This window comes from Streptomyces zingiberis (genome assembly GCF_012034935.1).
Classification (GTDB): domain Bacteria; phylum Actinomycetota; class Actinomycetes; order Streptomycetales; family Streptomycetaceae; genus Streptomyces; species Streptomyces zingiberis.
The window spans coordinates 101,942-118,610 of sequence record NZ_JAATEN010000003.1; the positions used below are offsets into that span (position 1 = coordinate 101,942).

The following is a 16,669-nucleotide window of genomic DNA, read 5'->3' on the forward strand; positions in this document are numbered from 1 at the left end:
AATAGGCCGGGAAATTGGCTCACTATGTCTTCTTCTGACTCTGCACGCGCAGATTCCGGAACCGGCCGCAACACGGTCCGCTCCGGTACTGCACGGCACCGCGACCGACGGCGCGGCACCGCCGCCTCGCGGCGCCGCACGCTGCCCAGTTACCGTGCGGCCCCGGCCAAGCAGATCAACATCCTTGTGGCACTCGACGACCTCGCGGTCGATGGCGACCCGGTGCAGCGGGCGATGCTGGCCCAGCACGTCGGCCTCGGCGCGGCCACCGTCGGGGACTGCATGGCCTTTTTGGCCGATGTGGGGCTGCTCGAGGCCGGCCGCGGCCAGTACACGATCACCGAGCACGGACGGGAGTTCGCCGAGGCATGGCGGAGCAACCGCACGCAGGCACGACTCCTGCTGCGCCCGCTGCTGACCGCGCACTGGTCCGCCGCCGCGGCCATCGACCTGCTGGCCGACGGGCCCCTGCCGCAGGAGGAGCTGGCCCGCCTGCTGCGCGCCGGCCTGCCCGGGGTGCCCATGCGCGGCCAGTACATGGTCGAGTGGCTGGACATCGCGCTGATCGTTCAGCGTGACGCCGAGCTCCTACAGGTCCGCCTGCCCCCAGCCGACACCCCTGCACCCCCGAAGCCCCCGGGCACGCAGGGGCAGGAGAAGCGGGACCCTGGACAAGCAGAGGGACCACAGAACCCGTCACCGGACCGGGATGCCGCCCCTCAGGCCAGGCGCACGGACGCTCAGCGCACCGAGCACGCCGCGCCGCTGCTCGGTATGTCCCGCCCGGAAATCCAGGACCTGCCCGATGCCCGCTACTCGGTCTTCCTCGAAAGCATCCTGCAGACCCTGCAGGCCCTGACCCCCGACACCTGAGCACCCGGATACCCGCAGAGCCGGGGCGCCGGACCGCACGGGCCGGCGCCCCGAGGGTGGCGGCTGGTGTCCGCGCGAGGCTCTGGAACCTTGGGCGCGGAGGGTTCGATCCCCTCGCCATCCACCCACCGGCAGCATGACAGCCAGTCACCTAAGGGAGCCAGCCTCCATGCTCAGCCGCCCAGTCTGCCCAGCTTTCTGATCACACAACAGCACCCGTGCCGAACGGGTGCGCCTGTCACCGGTACGGCTCGCTCCTGTTGCCGGAGCTCTCCGACCTCTCCACCGTGGTGCATGTTCGCACCATTTGTATGGAGGTCGCACCATGCCCGACGTCACGTGTTCGCTCACCGCGCCCCGGTGGCACGCCGGCCGCGCGGCGGTATCGGCGGCGACGGATGGCCGCTGAGATCGCGCTCAGCGCTGCCATCACCCGTGTGTTGGCCGCCTGGCGGGAGCTGGTGGCGCGTGGGGAGATGTCCGAACAGACGCTGAGCCGGTTCGGTCAGCTACTGCACCGCTTCGCGGCCTTCGCCGCCGTGCGTGGTGCACGGATGCTCACCGAGGTCGACACCGTCGTGGCCGCACAGTTCATCGATGCGCACGGCCGCACCCGCCACGGACGCGTCGCCCCGGCTTCGCTGTCCACCCGGCACCTGCGCCGCAGCGTGCTGCGGATGTGTTTCGCCACCGCCCGCCGTCTGGCCCTCACCAACGCCGATCCCACCCGCGACATCGAGCTGCCCCCACGCGTATGCGGCGCCACCCGTCCGCTGGAGGAGGCCGAGGCCATCGAGCCGCGCCGCGCCGCCCAGTTCGCCGTCCGCCCGACCCGCCATGCCGCTGCCGCCGCGCTCGCCCTGGCGGGCGCCTTCAGCGGCGAGATCGGCCATATCGGCGTGCACGATCTGGACCTGCCCGCCGCCCGGGTCTGGGTGCACGGCTCGGCCAAGACACAGCCGCGCTGGTGTTCCCTGGACGCCTACGGCGCCCGGGTGCTGGCCGCCCGCGCCCACCACCTGCGCACCACAGCGCAGCCCGAGCACCGGCTGCGGCTGGCCGTCTCCGCCCGGGGCGGAACCGACGAGCAGGTCCAGGCCCGCGCCTGCGTCGCCCTGCGCGACCTGCTCAAACGCATCGGCCTGGGAGCGGACCCGGCGGTCAGACCGGCCTCCATCACCGCGTACGCCGGCTGGGCCACCTACGTGCGCACCGGCCGCATCGAAGCCGCGGCCCTCCACCTCGGCATGACCTCTCTGGACAGCACAGCCGCGCTCATCGGCCACCAGTGGCTCGCCGAAACGACACCCGCCACCGCACCGAACGGGGACGCCCCACATGCCCGATGACCTCTTCGGCGACCGCCTGCCACGCACGGTCCGCAAGAAGACGGCCCGCCGCGCCGGCGAACTGGACCTGCGCACCGTCACCCAGCGAACCAGGGACGTGGCCCGCTTCGAGGCCGTGTACCAACTCGCCGAGCTCCTTCACAGGGACCCCGGCTCCCGCCGTGGACGCCCGCCCCACTACCCGCCCTACATCTACCTCCTGTTCTGCGCCCTGCGCGGCATCCACGGCTCCGCCCGCTACTGCGCCGGCGACCTGCAGGACCCCACCGTGTGGGACACGATCCGCGACGGCGTCGCCCACCACCTGGGCCACGACGAAGCCGCACGCCTGCCGGAGACCGGACCCTCACGCCATCAGTGGCAGCACGCCCAGCGCACCCTTCTCATTCCCCGCCGCGAAGAACTCGGCGAAGCCTTCGCCGCCCTCGCCCTGGCCCAGGCCCAGCGCCAAGGCCTGCTGCCCGCCGACGCACGACGCTCATGGAGCAACCCCCACCGCCACCAGCTCATCGCCGGCGACGGCACCGTCGCCAAGTCCCCCACCCTGTCCACCACTCCCTTCAGCGTCGACCCCGTCACCGGAGAAATCCGCAGCCACCGCGTCGACCCCGCCTCCTCCTGGCAGAAGGAAGGCAGCACCGACCGCGCCGACAACAACCCGCCCGCCGTTGCGACACCGGAAGTCGCTGCGGGCGAAGTGAAGAGCAGAGACACAGACAACGACAAGAGCAAGGAGAAGGGGGCGATGGTTCTCGGCTCCAAGTTCGTGGTCTTCTCCACCCGCCACCGCGGCTACTTCCGCCGCGTCTTCCTGCGCTACGCCCACGTCCCCCACGACCAGCCCGGCGGCGAGGCCGCCGTCGCCCTCGACCTCGCCTGCGCCATCCTCGACGCCGCAGAAGGCTGCATGGGGGTCCTCTATGACGGCGCTCTGCGCGGCATGCACCGCGACGTCATCGCCCGCCGCGGCCGCCTACTGATCAACAAGCAGCACAAGGGCGCCAAGCCCCTCTACATCCGCACCCTGAACTTCGGCCGGTGCCGCCACGAGCTGTGGTCCAACGGCGGCCGTGTCCACGAACGCGCCTTCCTCGACGACGGCACCAGCACGCTCGTCCCGCTGCCTGTCGGCAAACTCGAGCGCCGCGCCAGCACTCACACCCACCGCTGGTACCACCTGCTCACAGTCCCCTGCCCCCGCGGCCCCCACGAACACCGCGAAGCCGTCGGAGTCACCACCACCAGCGGAGAACGCGAGAAGGGCCGCAGCGACACCGAGACCGGCTTCCACCGCGCCGAACACCTCCTCCAGATCCCCGACGACACCGCCGTCCACCAGAACCTGTACGGCAGCCGCGAGGACACCGAAGCCGGCTTCTCAGTGGGCGGTTCGTGAGTCTTTGAGTGGATCCGCTGTCGCCTGATCGTGTGGCGGCGGGGCGGAATCTGCCGGTCCGCGGTTGATGATCTGGTGATGTGGCCGGGTGAGTGAACGTAAGCCGTACCCGAGTGACTTATCGGACGAGCAGTGGTCGTTGATCGAGCCGGTGATCACCGCGTGGAAGGACCGGCACCGCTCGGTCAGCGGCCACCAGGGCGCCTACGACATGCGTGAGATCGTCAACGCGATCCTCTACCAGGGGCGGACCGGCTGCCAGTGGGCCTATCTCCCGCACGACCTGCCGCCCAAGAGCGCCACCTACTACTACTTCGCCGCGTGGCGGGACGACGGAACCGACCAAGTCATCCATGAACTGCTGCGCTGCCAGGTCCGGGAGCGGGCCCGACGATTAGAGGACCCGACCCTGGTGGTCCTGGACACCCAGAGTGTCCACGTGACCGCCGGGGTCCCCGCCTCCACGACCGGCCACGATCCGGCCAAGCGGGTGCCGGGCCGCAAGCGGGGCCTGGCCGTGGACGTCCTCGGCCTGGTCATCGCGGTCACCGTCCTCGCGGCGAACACGCACGACAACGCCGCGGGCATCATCCTGCTGGACCAGATCGCCGAGCACGCCGCCGGAACCGTCCGCAAAGCCCTGGTCGACCAGGGCTTCAAGAATCAGGTCGTCATGCACGGCGCCGGCCTGGGCGTTGACGTTGACGTTGAGATCGTCGCACGCAACCCACAGGTCAAGGGGTTCGTGCCGCAGCCGAAGCGGTGGAGGGTCGAGCAGACCTACGGGATCCTGATACTGCACCGGCGCCTGGTCCGCGACTACGAGCACCGCCCCTCCTCCTCCGCCTCCCGCGTCTACTGGGCGATGACCCACGTCATGACCCGGCGCCTCACCGGCGCGAACACACCCACCTGGCGCGAGCCGCAGGCGGTGGCAGCGTGAACATCCAGCCCCTGCTCGACGCCCTGGACCTCCAGGAAGACGCCGCCCGGGTCCTGGCCGACGACCTCCGCGCACAGATCGACGGCCTGCAGACCAGGTTGCGGGAGGCCGAGACGCACCTGGAGCACCTCGCGATCACCCGCAAGACCGTCACCGGCCTCGCCGACCGGCTCCCGGCTGTCGCGCAGGAGCTGCCCGAGCACCCGGACTACCCCCGCATCCTCGCCGTCTTCAACCACGCGACCGGGCCGCTACGGGCCAAGGACGTCTGCGAAGCCCTCGGCCACGAACTGCTGCCGAAGAACGTCGAAGGCACCCGCGCCAAGCTGAAACGCCTGGTCAAACTCGGGATCATCGCCGAGGCAGACACCGGCAACTTCACCAGGAAGCAATAGCCGACGGAACCTTCGCCACCGGCCTCGCCCCAACCTCAGCCGGAAACGGGCATCACCTTACGAACCGCCCACTCACAGTTCGACCGCTCCCTGTGGAACCGCCGCATGATCGCTTTCGGCGCCGAAGCGCAGAGCCTCGTCATGCTCGGCTTCCTCCTGGCCCAGAACGCCACCTCGGCCGCCCGTTACCAAGAGGACCCCACCTACTCCGACAGCCCCACAGCTGCAGCGGAGCCCATCAGTACGGACCGACAGCGCCTCCCGCGATCATGATCTGAGCTGAGGCACCGACCCACACCCACCACCCCACCTGTATCCGCTACCCTGTCTGGGACCGTCCTCGTGGCGGTCCCAGGCCCTTGCCTGGAGCGGATGAACATCGCGCACAGTATTCATCCACGTTTCACGCAAGGCCCCGCCTCCGTAGCTCAGGGGATAGAGCACCGCTCTCCTAAAGCGGGTGTCGCAGGTTCGAATCCTGCCGGGGGCACGACGCATTACGCGCCTGACCTGGGGTTTCTCCCCCAGGGAGGCTCCTACTCGGCCCGGGACTCCTCGTCCGGGGCCGTTTGCGTGAGCGGTGCGTGAGCGGACGGGGTGCCAGGCCCCGATATTTCTCCGGACGGAGCAGCAACGTCCGGCACGTTCGCCTCCGCCGCCTCGGCCACGGCCTGGGCTTCGGGAGCGTCGTTCCTGGAGGCGGCACGGGCGCGCGGTACGAGCCGCGCGGCGGCCCTTGCGATCACCAGGTCCGCCTCCGGAAGCAGGCTCGTGTAAGTGTCGGCCATGATGGTGATCGAGGAGTGGCCGGGCATCTCCTGGATGTCCTTCAGGTCGGCCCCCGCCGCGTGGGCGAGGGTCGCGGCACCGTGGCGGAGGTCGTGGAGCCGGATCGGCGGGAGATCAATCTCCTCGTACAGCTCGATGAAGCGGCGCGTGACGTTGGCGGGGTGGAGCATCTCGCCGCTCTCCTTGGTGAAGACCCGGCCGGTCTCCACCCAAGCGCTCTCCCACTCCTTGCGGTCCTTGTCCTGCTGGACGCGGTGCCGCTTGAGGCCTGGACCGTATCGGAGTCGAGCGCGATGGTGCGTGCGCCGGCATCGGTCTTGGGGTCGTCCTCGTACACCTCCCAGCCGTCGACCACGAGTTGCTTGGCGACGGTGATGAGCCCGGCGTCCAAGTGCGTGTCCGTCCACTTCTGGCCGCATGCCTCACCGCGTCGCAGCCCTCGGAAGGCGATCAGGTGGAACAGCGCGTACAGGCGGTCCTCCGCGACGTGGTCGAGGAAGAGGCCGGCGTGCTCCGGCGTCCAGACCATCACCGGCGAGGGCTTCTCGCCGGTGCGCTTCCAGTGGAGGATGCGCTCCTCCGTCCGCACCAGCGCCGTGGGCCGCTTGCCCGCCTCCAGCTCGACGTGGGCCGCCGGGTTGAAGGTGATGAGCTGCTGGGCGATCGCGGCGTTCAGTGCGGCCCGCAGAGTGGAGCGAACTCACCGGCGCGTGGCCGGACCGACGATGCGCCGGTAGGGCTCCATGTCTGCGATGGCCACCTTCGTCGCCTTGCGGCGGGCACGGTGCTCGCGCCCCTTCCAGGGGATCTGGGCGAGGCCCTCGACCGCCTTGCGGCGGGCTGCGTTGCCTTCCGCGATCTCGGCGTTGCCTCGGCGATGGCCTCGAACATCTCCGGCAGGTGGAGAACCCGGAGCCGGTCGAGCCGTAGGTGCCCGATCCGTGGCTTGAGGGGCACCCTGATGTTGCTCTCATCGCGGCTGATGGCGCTCTGCCGCCCCTTCTTGCCCGCCACCCACATGTCCAGCCAGTCGCCGGCCGTGAGGCGGCTCGTCAGGTCCGGACCGTGACTGAGGCGCCTGCGGGTCGCCTCGATGTCCGGCAGCGGCGCCTTCTCTCCGGCCACCCTCTCCAGCAGATCCGCGATCTGAGCCAGTCCGGACGCTGGATGTCGGACAGGACTGCGGCGTCAGGGAAACTCACCGTCCCGGCCGGTGGAGGGGAACATGCCCTCCTCGGAGAGGCCGGCGGACCTGGGCGAGCGGGACGGACTGATCGACGGGGACGGGGCGAGCTGGGCTCAAAGCGTTGTTCCGGTGAGTGCCACGTCCCCGCCGCAGCTCAGTCCGCCACCGATTCGTACACGGGCTCCGGCCGCGCACGGCCGACTTCGGTGACGCTCACCACGTTGATGAGCTTGCCGAGTTGCTTGGTCACCTGCTCCAGCGGTGAGTCGCCCGCGTCGAACACGAGGGTGACCTTGGAGAAGCCGCCCCCCTCCGCCGGGTCGACGGCGAGGGAGTCGATGTTGAAGCCGCGCCGGCTGAAGAGGGCGGTGATCCGGGTGAGCGCGCTGGGCTTGTCCTCGACGAGGACCGACAACGTATGTTTGCTCATGAGTCGTCGCTCTCCCACCTCGGAGCCATGCCTCGGGCGATCTTGATGTCGTCGTTGCTGGTCCCGGCGGCGACCATGGGCCAGACCATGGCGTCCTCGTGGACCACGAAGTCGACGATCACCGGCACGTCGTTGATCTCCATTGCCTTGGCGATCGTGCCGTCCACGTCCTCGGGCCGTGTGCACCGCAGACCGACGCAGCCGTAGGCTTCCGCCAGCTTCACGAAGTCGGGGACGTGCTGGGCCGTCTGCAGATCGGTGTTGGAGTACCGCTGGTCGTAGAAGAGCGTCTGCCACTGGCGGACCATGCCGAGGTTGCCGTTGTTGATGACCGCGATCTTGATCGGCACGCCTTCGATCGTGCAGGTGGCCAGCTCCTGATTGGTCATCTGGAAGCAGCCGTCTCCGTCGATCGCCCAAACCGTCGTGTCCGGCCGCCCCATCTTGGCGCCCATCGCGGCGGGCACGGCGAAACCCATCGTGCCCAGGCCGCCTGAGGTGATGAAGGCGCCGGGCTTCTCGAAGCCGATGAACTGGGACGCCCACATCTGGTGCTGGCCGACGCCGGCCACGTAGAGGGCGTCCGGCCCGACGACGGAGCTGAGCCTTTCCAGGACGTATTGCGGAGCCAGCGAGCCGTCCGCGAAGTCCTCGTACCCCAGCGGGTACGTCTCCTTCAGCCTGTCGAGCAGCGCGCGCCACTTGACATGGTCACCGGGGCGATCGATCGCGTGGACGAGGGCACCAATGACCTCGCTGCAGTCACCCACGATCGGTACGTCGGCCACCCGGTTCTTGGAAATCTCCGCCGGGTCGATGTCCGCGTGGATGACCTTGGCCCGCGGTGCGAACGACGACAGCTGCCCGGTGACCCGGTCGTCGAACCGCACGCCCAGAGCGATGAGCAGGTCTGCCTTCTGCAGTGCGCCCACCGCTGAGACGCTGCCGTGCATGCCGGGCATCCCCATATGGAGCGGGTGGCTGTCGGGGAAGGTGCCCCTGGCCATCAGCGTGGTGACGACCGGAATACCGGTCAGCTCTGCCAGGCGGAGTAGTTCCGCCGAGGCACCGGCCTTGTGCACGCCGCCGCCGACGTACAGGACCGGGCACTCGGCCTCGGAGATCAGCTTGGCTGCTTCCTGGATCTGCTTGGCGTGCGGCCGGGTGACCGGCCGGTAGCCAGGCAGGTGTGTCGTCGGTTCCCAGTGGAATTCGGTGCGGGCCTGCAACGCGTCCTTGGAGATGTCGACCAGTACCGGACCTGGACGGCCGCTGGACGCGATGTGGAAGGCTTCCGCGATGGTGCGCGGGATGTCGCCGGGGTCGGTCACCAGGAAGTTGTGCTTGGTGATCGGAAGGGTGATGCCGCAGATGTCGGCTTCCTGGAAGGCGTCCGTGCCGATCACGCCGCTCGGCACTTGACCGGTGATGGCGACCATCGGGACAGAGTCCATGTGCGCGTCGGCGATCGGGGTGACCAGATTGGTGGCGCCCGGGCCGGAGGTGGCCATGCAGACGCCCACCTTGCCGGTGGCCTGGGCGTAGCCTTCCGCAGCGTGTCCGGCGCCCTGTTCGTGCCGGACCAGTACGTGGCGGACCTTGGTCGAGTCGAAGAGCGGATCGTAGGCGGGTAGGATCTGGCCGCCTGGAATTCCGAACACGGTGTCGACTCCGACGTGCTCTAAAGCCCTGACCAGAGCTTGAGCACCTGTCATCTGTTCGGTCATCTGCTCGTTCCTGTTGGCTTGGCTCGAATACTGGGCGTGCCTGCTGACACGAGTTGAATGAGAGGAAAGACGCCCGTTCGCAACACTAATTCGAAGGGCAGCGCGCAGAACTCGGCAGTTCACGGACGGTAAGTCCGGGACGTACTACGAGGTGGCGCGCTCAGAGCGATGTCGGGTGACGACAACGCGCTCGGCGGCTCCGAGGGACCAGAACCCTCGTCGGAGCAAGGCGAGTCCGTTCGTGACGGCTCAAGCAAGTTCCCGCAGCAAATCACGAGAACGCACGGCCCCAGTTTATCTTCCCGCTGTGTGGCGATGCCAGTCCCCCGTGCTCCGGCCAGTCGCTCCGCCCCGTGATCGCGTGGAGGGGCTGGACTTTGCCCAACTCCCGCACCAAGGTGGCCCGATGGAACCGACAGGCGCCCCTCTCGTGTACACCTACGTTCTCGACCCCGCAACGGAGACCTACCGGGACGGAGACATGTTCACCGGCGTCCTCAAGGCAGCGGCCCCCTTCCCGGGTGGAGATCGACCTCGGCCAGGTCTGACCCACGGGCTGATCAGCAGCCGGCAGTGCGTGAGCGATGCGTGAGCGGACGGCCCGACACAGGGCGGCATGAGCTGGATCAAGTGGCTCGCCGTGCGGTCCTGACCAGGGGAAACAGCGCCGCGCGGCAGCGCCGGGCATCCCCCGGCAGGATTCGATCCCACTCCTGGAGCGGGGGTCACAGGTTCGCATCCCGCCGGGGGCACCGGCCGGAACGCCCCGGACCGATCATGGTCCGGGGCGTTTGACATCCGCTTCCCACATCAACGGGCGTGATCAGCCGAAGCGGCGCGACCGCCGGGGCAGATCGGGGTTGGCCGGGAACGAGGTGCGTGTCCGGGCGTGCCTGGAGAGGGCCGTCGGCCCTGCGGTCATCTCCCGGAGGTCAGTTGCTCACCGGCCGATGGGTGGTGACGCGGGCTCCCGGGAATCCGTTGAGGACGGTGTCCTTGACGGACTGGTCACCGAGCATGTGGAACCGGAAGAACGAGACGATGTACCGGCTCGCCGCGTCCTGCACCCGGGCCGGGTCCCAGGTGTCCTGCGGGGCGCAGCTGGTGTCGTTGTCGTAGGCCCACTCGGAGTTGAAGAAGTTGTGGTTCGCGCCGGCGAGGTCAACCTCGTAGAAGGGGGCCTCGTTGCGCCCGGCCGCGTTCTTCGCGTAAGAGCGGCGGTTCATGACCGCGCCCCCGTCGCAGTCCCCGGCCAGCACGGCGAACGGGATTTTCGTGATGCGGTAGTTGAGGTGCTCGGGTGAGTCCGGATCGGAAACGTGGTAGTCGGCGGGAGCGAGGGGGACCACAGCCCGCAGGCGGACTCCGCGGGGGAGATCAGAGGCGTGGATATCGGCTGCTTGCCAGACCGCGCCCCTGCCGCCGCGGGAATGTCCCATCAGCCCGACGTTGGTCAGGTCGAGCTTGCCGCGCAGTGCCCGCAGTTGCCCGGCCAGAGGCCCTTTGCCGTCGTTGGCGTCACGGAGCATCTCCAGGTGCTTATTCACCAGTGCGGCGCGCGCCATGTCGGCGGGGGTTCCCAACTCACCCGCGTTGATGCCGTTCGCGCCTACCGAAACGACGACGAATCCCTGTTCCGCGAGATCTTTCGCAAGGTAGTCATAGCCTGCGTAGCTCCGGACCGGCGGTACTCCCGCCGGGCAGGGCCAGCCCAGCGATGCGTCATCGCCGCATGTGGTCCAGAGACCGTGCGCGAGCATCACCACCGGGCGGGGGCCCTGCGAGGACTGCGGAGCGTGGACGACAGCGGTCAACTCGATCTTGGCCTCCTTCTCCCTTTCCTCGTCGAGGAATCCCGGCACGGAGAAGGCCGTGTCTCCCAGCGTGTACTCGATCCGCGAGGTGCCGTTGTGCGCGGGGCCCGCTGTCGCCGGCGCCGGGGCCGTGATCAGGGCGGTCAGGATCGCCGCGGCAACCCCCGAGGTTTTCAGTCTGCCGAATCGCATGTGGATATTTCTCCTCGTAGGTGTGCGGGTCACTGGTCCACTGACGGACACGAGAACCCGTTGCGCGGCACGGTCAGCTTCAGCAGGTAGTTGTCGCCGACCTGCCGGGTGCAGTCGCTGCGCTCGTACGCGCCGTGCCCGGCCCCCTCATAGGTCGCGAGCACAGCCGCCTTGCCCTGCCGGCGCTGTACCGCGGTCGCGCTTTCGTGCGGGGTTGCGGGGTCGTACCTGGTGTTGAGAAGCAGGGTGGGCACGTGCGTCCGCATGGTGCCCGGCCGTTGCGGGTTGCGGGCTTCGGGGTCGCCGAGGCAGTTGGTCAGCGCCGCGTTGCCGCGGGTCGACCCGAGGGTGCGCGGGGAGATCTTCTTCTCCACCCGCGTCAGCGCGTCGAATTCGGCGAAGGTGCGTACGCGGAAGCTGAGATCGGCACAGGAGATGGCGGTGAACGCGGTGGCGTACGGCGGAGTGTCCTCCGGGTCATCCACACGTGCGGCCCGCGAGGCCGTGGCATCGCCCTCGTGGAGTGACAGGACCCACGAGCTGAGGTCCGCCCAGTCCGGACCGTAGCCCGCTGCGATCAGGGACCCGCTCAGGTCGTACGTGGTGATCCGGCTGTCCGGAGCGTCCGGATCGGCGAGCTCGCCCCGGGCCGCCTTGGCCATCAGGCCGTCCCACAGGGCTTCGACGTTCTGCCCGTGCAGCGGTGAGGCAGGGGTGCGGGTGTTCCACCGCGTCCACTCCTCGAACACGTCCCGGGCAGCCCGGGCGTGTACCGCCACGGAGTCGTGAGCGTTCAGGCCCCGGTCGATCACCGAATCCAGCAAGTTCGCGCGCAGGTTGTCGCCGTGGCGTTCGGCGTAGCGCTGGCCGATGACCGTGCCGTAGGACAGCCCGTAGTAGCTGATCTTCCGTTCTCCCAGCGCCTGGCGCAGGGCGTCGACGTCGCGCACGACGTCGTCGGTGGAGACGTGGTCCACGATCGGCCCGGAGCGCCGGGCACAGTCCTCGCGCACCTGCTTGTTGTGCTCGCGCAGCTTCTCGAATCCGGCCTGGTCGGTGGGGTGTGTCGTGGGTCCGCCGAAGTACAGCTCGGAGGAGCAGCGCACCGGTTGGCTGAGTCCGACGCCCCGCGGGTCGAAACCGACGATGTCGAAACGCGCCAGCACCTCCGGACTGAAATGGAATGGCGCGCTGAACGTGAAGTTGACGCCGGAGGTTCCCGGGCCGCCCGGGTTGACCACCAGCACGCCGATGCGACGGTCCGGCTCGGTCGCGCGGTGGCGGGCCAAAGCCATGGGGAAAGTGCCGCCATCGGGGCGGTCGGGGTCGATCGGCCTGGTCAGAGTGGCGCACTCGAATGCGGGGCGATCAGCGCACGGTGCCCATGCCAGGGGATCGGACGACGCGACGGCCGGCTCGGTGGTACCGGCCACGAGAAGCACACCCGCCGCGACCGCCAGCAGCCGGCGCAACGGTGCCCGGCCGTGCTGCCGAGCGGCGCGCGGGTGAGGCACCAGGCGGTCTTCCCGAGTCTGCCGACGCTGCTGCACCCGGGGACTCACCGCCGGCGTGGTGGCATGGCGTCGTCGAGGTCTCAACGTTCGATCTCCTTGGGGGCGGACAGAAACGCGGTCAGGGAATACTCCTGAGACGCCGGAGGCGGCCCGCAGGTTAGGTGATCCCCGTCACACGGGAGAGGCTTGTGGTTTTCCCGGAGGGCGCGCTTCGCCGCCGGCGGGGAGGCGGCGGGCCGCCTTCGCTCCGCGCGGGCGGCGGGGAGTACTCCGGCTGCCCTCTCGGCCGTCCTCGGGCAGGGCGGCAGTGCGCCGCAGCCGGTGCCTGTCCCGGGGCCTGTTCCGGGGGCCGGTCCGGTGACGTCTCCGGGACCGCGGGCGCCGAATTGCCTCCGGCTCGGATCACGCACCGATGAGTTTCCCGCCCCGCGCGGGTCTCTACACCGGACACCCACGGACGGAAGGCCGGACCCTTGCGGAAACTGATCTACGGCATGAACCTGACCCTGGACGGCTACATCGCCGCGGCCGGCGACGACATCGGCTGGAGCGGACCGCCGAGTCACGAGCTGTTCCAGCGGTGGCTCGACCACGAGCAGGCGAGTGGTGTGTCGCTGTACGGGCGCAAGCTGTGGGAGACGATGAGCTCCTACTGGCCGACCGGCGACCAGCAGCCCGGCGCCACCCCGGCGGAGATCGAGTTCGCCCGGGTCTGGCGCGAGACACCGAAGGTGGTGTTCTCCTCGACGATCGACAAGGTCGACTGGAACACCCGCCTGGTCACCGGCGACGCCATCGCTGAGATCACCCGGCTCAAGGCCGAAGACGGCGGCCCCCTCAGCATCGGCGGCGCGACGCTCGCCGGGGCGGCCATGCGCGCCGGGCTGATCGACGAGTACGTGATCGCCACCCATCCGGTCCTGGTGGGCGGCGGCACACCGTTCTTCACCACGCTGGACAGCTGGGTGAACCTGAAGTTGGTGGAGACGCGGACGTTCCCCGGCGACGTGGTCCTGACCAGGTACGAGACGAGGCGCTGAGCAGCAGCGCCCACACACCGCTCCGCCATCCACCGTCGGCAGGCCCGGCCTGCCTCGGCCGCGTGGCCGGGCGAGCCGTCACCGGCCCGGGACCCTCGGCGGACGATGACCAGCGCGGCCGTCCCGGGCTCGGCTCATCGCCGGCCGGGGCCGGCGGCGGGTACGAGCACTCCGAAGAGTGCCCCGTACCCGCCCCCGGGCTCGGTGACGTTCTCTCACCGCCCAACACCCACCGCCCGCCACGGAACGGACCGCGGCTACGTACCGTCCCGGCCCGGTCCGAGATGCTCGCCGAGGAAACGCTCCACGGCGCCGTACAGCGCGATCACGTTCTCCGGGTTCTCGACGGAGTGCCCCTCGTCCGCCATGAGTATGTACTCCACGGGGATCCCCCGCTCCTGGAGGGCCCGGACCATGTTGTCGGATTCCGCCTGCGCCACCCGCGCGTCGTTGGCGCCCTGGGCGATGAGCAGCGGGGTGCGGACCTGGTCCACGCGGCTGATCGGCGAGCGTGCCAGCATGTCGGCCTCCTGCTGCGGATCCGCGGGGTCGCCGACCCAGCGGTACCAGTTGGCCGCGAGAGCGGGCCGGACGAATTCCGGCTGGCTGCGCATGAAGGCGGAGAGGTCGGAGACCCCGAAGATGTCCACCGCGGCGGCGAAGACATCGGGGGTGAAGGTGACGCCGACCAGTGCCGCGTACCCCCCGTACGAGGCGCCCAGGATCGCCACCCGGTCCGGGTCCGCGTATCCCTGCTCGACGGCCCAGTTCACACCGTCGATCAGGTCGTCGTGCATCGTGCCGGCCAGTTCCCCGATGCCGGCCTTCATGAACGACTTGCCGTACCCGGTGGAGCCGCGGAAGTTCACCTGAAGCACCGCGTAGCCCCGGTTGGCGAGCAGCTGGACGGCGGGGTTGAAGCCCCAGCTGTCCCGGTCCCACGGTCCGCCGTGCACGAGCAGGGCCAGCGGCAGCCGGTGTGGTTCGATCCCGATCGGCAGGGTCAGGTGGGAGGGGAGCGCGAGACCGTCCCGGGCGGTGATCGTCACCGGTGTCATCGGCGCCATCTGCCCGGGGTCCAGGTGGCCACGGGGCCGGAACAGCAGGCGGCTCTCGCCCGAGGCGTGGTCGTAGAAGTACGTGGCCCCGGGGTCGCGGTCGTGGGTGAAGCTGACGACCCAGCGCTGTTCGCTCTCGTCGGACGAGATGCGGGCCAGGTCACCGTCGGACAGTTGGCCCAGGTTCTCCAGGACCTCGGCGAAGTGCGGGTCCAGCGCGTGGATGACCGACCGTTCCCCGAGGTAGCGCACTCCGATGAGCTCGCCCGTGCGCCGGCTGAAGATGAGGGGCGAGGGCAGTGCCGGGAAGACAAGGGACCGGGTGTCCAGGTCGTACCGCGGGTGGGAGTCGACCTCCGTCTCCTCACCGGTCGCCGGGTCCAGCCTGGCCAGGCGGAGCCTGTCCGAGCCCTGGTACGAACCGAAGAGCACGCCGTCGCCGTCGGCGGTGACCTCCAGCGGATGGACGCCCAGCGGATGGTCCGCGCCGTCGAACCGGGCGACGGGGCGTGACGTCCGCGTCGTCTCGTTCCAGCGCGAGAGCTGGAGGTCGCCCTCATCGGTGAAGTGGAGGGTGAACGGGTCTCCGCTGCCGCTGTACAGAAAGGTGGTGGCCCCGCCTTGGGTGTTCTCCGCGAGGGTCCGCAGCTCACCGGTGGCGATGTCCAGCTCGAAGAGGTCGAAGACGGCGGGGTTCCGGCTGTTCGCGGAGAACACCGCCGTGCCCGGCCGTGCGGCGGGCAGCCGCAGATCCGTCACGCGCGCGCCGGGGAAGGGCGTCAGGTCGACGGCCGCCGCGTCCGGGGCTTCGAGGTCGACGCGGTACAGGTGCTGGTTCTCGTCACCTCCCTGGTCCCGGGTGTAGAGCAGCCACCTCGGGTCGTGGGTCCAGTGGTAGCTCAGCAGGTTGCGGTCCTCGGAGGTGACGCGCCGCGCGTCCCCGGGCGTGTCGACGCTCTCGATCCACAGGTTCAGATGGTTCTCCCAGGGAGCCAGGTACGCGATCTTCGTACCGTCCGGCGAAAGGGAGGCCCTCGAACGCACGGGAGGGGCGAAGAACTCCTCGACGCTGATGGTCTTCGGCAATGTCATGTCGGTCCTTCCTGTGGCTGTCCCCGACAGCGAGTGGCGCGTCCCCGCGGCTGAGCGCGGAGGCCTGCGGTGGATCCGCGGCCTGGAACCGGCCGGCGAGCAGTGATCAGGGCCGCCAGGAGCACCATGCTGTCACTTAGCGACAATGTCATTAAGTGACAGGGAAGGCAAGTGCGCCCCGCCCGACGAGGGGGACCGGGTCGCCCACGGCGCCCCCGGTGGCGGTGCGGACGGCGTCCGCGATCAAGGCGGCGCTCCCCTCGCCGGCCCTCCCGGGATCGGCAGACTCCACCAGGCCGGCCCCCGCGGCCTCGTTGAGGACGCGCAGGGCGGCCGCGACGGCTGCGGCGTGCAGACGCACCTCGAGGTCGTCCGGGCCGGTCCCGAGGCGAGTCGCGATGATCCCGGCCAGGTCGCGTTCCACCTGCCCGCAGACCATCAGCCAGGTGGTGCGCAGGGCCGGTTCGGTCTCCGCCAATCGCATCATCCTGACGCCCAGCCCGGCGTCGGCCCGCTCCAGCGGACCCATCTCGCCGCCCGGCCGCCCGGCCTCCGCGGCGAAGTGCTCCTCCAGGGAGCGGTGCGGCGGCCACCTGCGCAGAGCGGCCAGTTCCCGCTCCACACCCCGTGCCACGATCGGCTCCGCACAGCTCTCCTTGTTGCGGAAATGGCGCCAGATGGTGCGGGTCGACACCCCCACCGCCGCCGCGATCTGGTCGCCACTCGTGCCCTCGACACCCTGCGCCCAGAACAGGCGTGCCGCCTCCCGCGAGATCTCCAGACGCAGACGGCGCCGCCGCCGCTCACTCATCCCGCCACGTCTGTGCCCTGTCGTCGATGCCACGCCCTCGGCCATCTCCGCGCCACCCCT

The 16,669-nt window shown here is 69.6% G+C and carries 12 protein-coding genes, 2 tRNA genes and 2 pseudogenes; 9 read left to right on the forward strand and 7 right to left on the reverse strand.

The genetic code is table 11. The features are described 5' to 3' along the window. Window positions 1-24 precede the first annotated feature (24 nt). The 7 genes from HCK00_RS04655 to HCK00_RS04685 all read left to right on the forward strand — a co-directional run bounded on the left by HCK00_RS04655 (window position 25) and on the right by HCK00_RS04685 (window position 5,446). Entirely contained in the window at window positions 25-873 is an 849-nt protein-coding gene (locus HCK00_RS04655) for a helix-turn-helix domain-containing protein (RefSeq protein ID WP_168100471.1), read from the forward strand. Window positions 874-927: 54 nt separating this feature from the next. Then, window positions 928-997: transfer RNA gene (locus HCK00_RS04660), tRNA-Gln, on the forward strand. A 274-nt stretch (window positions 998-1,271) separates the two neighbouring features. Continuing rightward, window positions 1,272-2,222 (forward strand): site-specific integrase, encoded by a 951-nt coding sequence (locus HCK00_RS04665; protein WP_168100472.1) that lies wholly within the window; start codon window positions 1,272-1,274, stop codon window positions 2,220-2,222. Beyond that, window positions 2,212-3,618 (forward strand): hypothetical protein, encoded by a 1,407-nt coding sequence (locus HCK00_RS04670; RefSeq protein ID WP_168100473.1) that lies wholly within the window; start codon window positions 2,212-2,214, stop codon window positions 3,616-3,618. Before HCK00_RS04665 ends, HCK00_RS04670 begins: the two co-directional genes overlap by 11 nt. 88 nt (window positions 3,619-3,706) lie before the next feature. Next, window positions 3,707-4,561 (forward strand): IS5 family transposase, encoded by an 855-nt coding sequence (locus HCK00_RS04675; RefSeq protein WP_168100474.1) that lies wholly within the window; start codon window positions 3,707-3,709, stop codon window positions 4,559-4,561. Further along, the gene (locus tag HCK00_RS04680; RefSeq protein WP_168100475.1) at window positions 4,558-4,956 is read left to right on the forward strand and encodes a hypothetical protein; all 399 of its coding nucleotides are present in this window, start codon (window positions 4,558-4,560) and stop codon (window positions 4,954-4,956) included. The genes HCK00_RS04675 and HCK00_RS04680 overlap by 4 nt, the downstream gene beginning before the upstream one ends. Window positions 4,957-5,373: 417 nt before the next feature. Then, a tRNA-Arg gene (locus HCK00_RS04685) sits at window positions 5,374-5,446 on the forward strand. A gap of 46 nt (window positions 5,447-5,492) precedes the next feature. Here HCK00_RS04685 and HCK00_RS28635 read toward each other — a convergent pair. From HCK00_RS28635 to HCK00_RS04700, 3 genes and pseudogenes are all read right to left on the reverse strand, one after another. Continuing rightward, a complete protein-coding gene (locus HCK00_RS28635) occupies window positions 5,493-5,954 on the reverse strand; it encodes a tyrosine-type recombinase/integrase (RefSeq protein WP_168100476.1) in 462 nt (153 codons plus the stop codon). Window positions 5,955-7,130: 1,176 nt separating this feature from the next. Next, window positions 7,131-7,361: pseudogene (gene ilvN / locus HCK00_RS04695) on the reverse strand (acetolactate synthase small subunit); the annotation flags it as partial. After that, window positions 7,358-9,088: an acetolactate synthase large subunit gene (locus HCK00_RS04700; protein ID WP_240965261.1), complete on the reverse strand. Its 1,731-nt coding sequence runs from the start codon at window positions 9,086-9,088 to the stop codon at window positions 7,358-7,360. The gene HCK00_RS04700 and the pseudogene ilvN, both read right to left, overlap by 4 nt. A gap of 415 nt (window positions 9,089-9,503) precedes the next feature. Here HCK00_RS04700 and HCK00_RS04705 point away from each other — a divergent pair. After that, a pseudogene (locus HCK00_RS04705) lies at window positions 9,504-9,636 on the forward strand (Uma2 family endonuclease); the annotation flags it as partial. Window positions 9,637-10,020: 384 nt separating this feature from the next. Here the strand turns inward: HCK00_RS04705 and HCK00_RS04710 are convergent. Both HCK00_RS04710 and HCK00_RS04715 read right to left on the reverse strand, forming a co-directional pair. Then, complete coding sequence (locus HCK00_RS04710; RefSeq protein ID WP_168100478.1) at window positions 10,021-11,094, reverse strand: alpha/beta hydrolase family protein; 1,074 nt, start codon at window positions 11,092-11,094, stop codon at window positions 10,021-10,023. Between the two features lie 29 nt (window positions 11,095-11,123). Next, complete coding sequence (locus HCK00_RS04715; protein WP_168100479.1) at window positions 11,124-12,389, reverse strand: alpha/beta fold hydrolase; 1,266 nt, start codon at window positions 12,387-12,389, stop codon at window positions 11,124-11,126. A gap of 692 nt (window positions 12,390-13,081) precedes the next feature. Here HCK00_RS04715 and HCK00_RS04720 point away from each other — a divergent pair. Beyond that, entirely contained in the window at window positions 13,082-13,648 is a 567-nt protein-coding gene (locus HCK00_RS04720; RefSeq protein ID WP_168100480.1) for a dihydrofolate reductase family protein, read from the forward strand. A gap of 257 nt (window positions 13,649-13,905) precedes the next feature. Here HCK00_RS04720 and HCK00_RS04725 read toward each other — a convergent pair whose 3' ends face one another. Both HCK00_RS04725 and HCK00_RS04730 read right to left on the reverse strand, forming a co-directional pair. Beyond that, entirely contained in the window at window positions 13,906-15,798 is a 1,893-nt protein-coding gene (locus HCK00_RS04725) for a S9 family peptidase (RefSeq protein WP_168100481.1), read from the reverse strand. A 151-nt stretch (window positions 15,799-15,949) separates the two neighbouring features. After that, window positions 15,950-16,609: a TetR/AcrR family transcriptional regulator gene (locus HCK00_RS04730; protein WP_168100482.1), complete on the reverse strand. Its 660-nt coding sequence runs from the start codon at window positions 16,607-16,609 to the stop codon at window positions 15,950-15,952. Window positions 16,610-16,669: the final 60 nt, after the last annotated feature.

Coding starts and splice junctions, on each gene's coding strand:
- HCK00_RS04700 (WP_240965261.1), bottom strand. CDS start 9,088: ATGACCGAACAGATGACAGGTGCTCAAGCTCTGGTCAGGGCTTTAGAG.
- HCK00_RS04715 (WP_168100479.1), bottom strand. CDS start 12,389: ATGGCTTTGGCCCGCCACCGCGCGACCGAGCCGGACCGTCGCATCGGC.
- HCK00_RS04665 (WP_168100472.1), top strand. CDS start 1,272: ATGGCCGCTGAGATCGCGCTCAGCGCTGCCATCACCCGTGTGTTGGCC.
- HCK00_RS04730 (WP_168100482.1), bottom strand. CDS start 16,609: ATGAGTGAGCGGCGGCGGCGCCGTCTGCGTCTGGAGATCTCGCGGGAG.
- HCK00_RS04670 (WP_168100473.1), top strand. CDS start 2,212: ATGCCCGATGACCTCTTCGGCGACCGCCTGCCACGCACGGTCCGCAAG.
- HCK00_RS04655 (WP_168100471.1), top strand. CDS start 25: ATGTCTTCTTCTGACTCTGCACGCGCAGATTCCGGAACCGGCCGCAAC.
- HCK00_RS04710 (WP_168100478.1), bottom strand. CDS start 11,094: ATGCGATTCGGCAGACTGAAAACCTCGGGGGTTGCCGCGGCGATCCTG.
- HCK00_RS04725 (WP_168100481.1), bottom strand. CDS start 15,798: ATGACATTGCCGAAGACCATCAGCGTCGAGGAGTTCTTCGCCCCTCCC.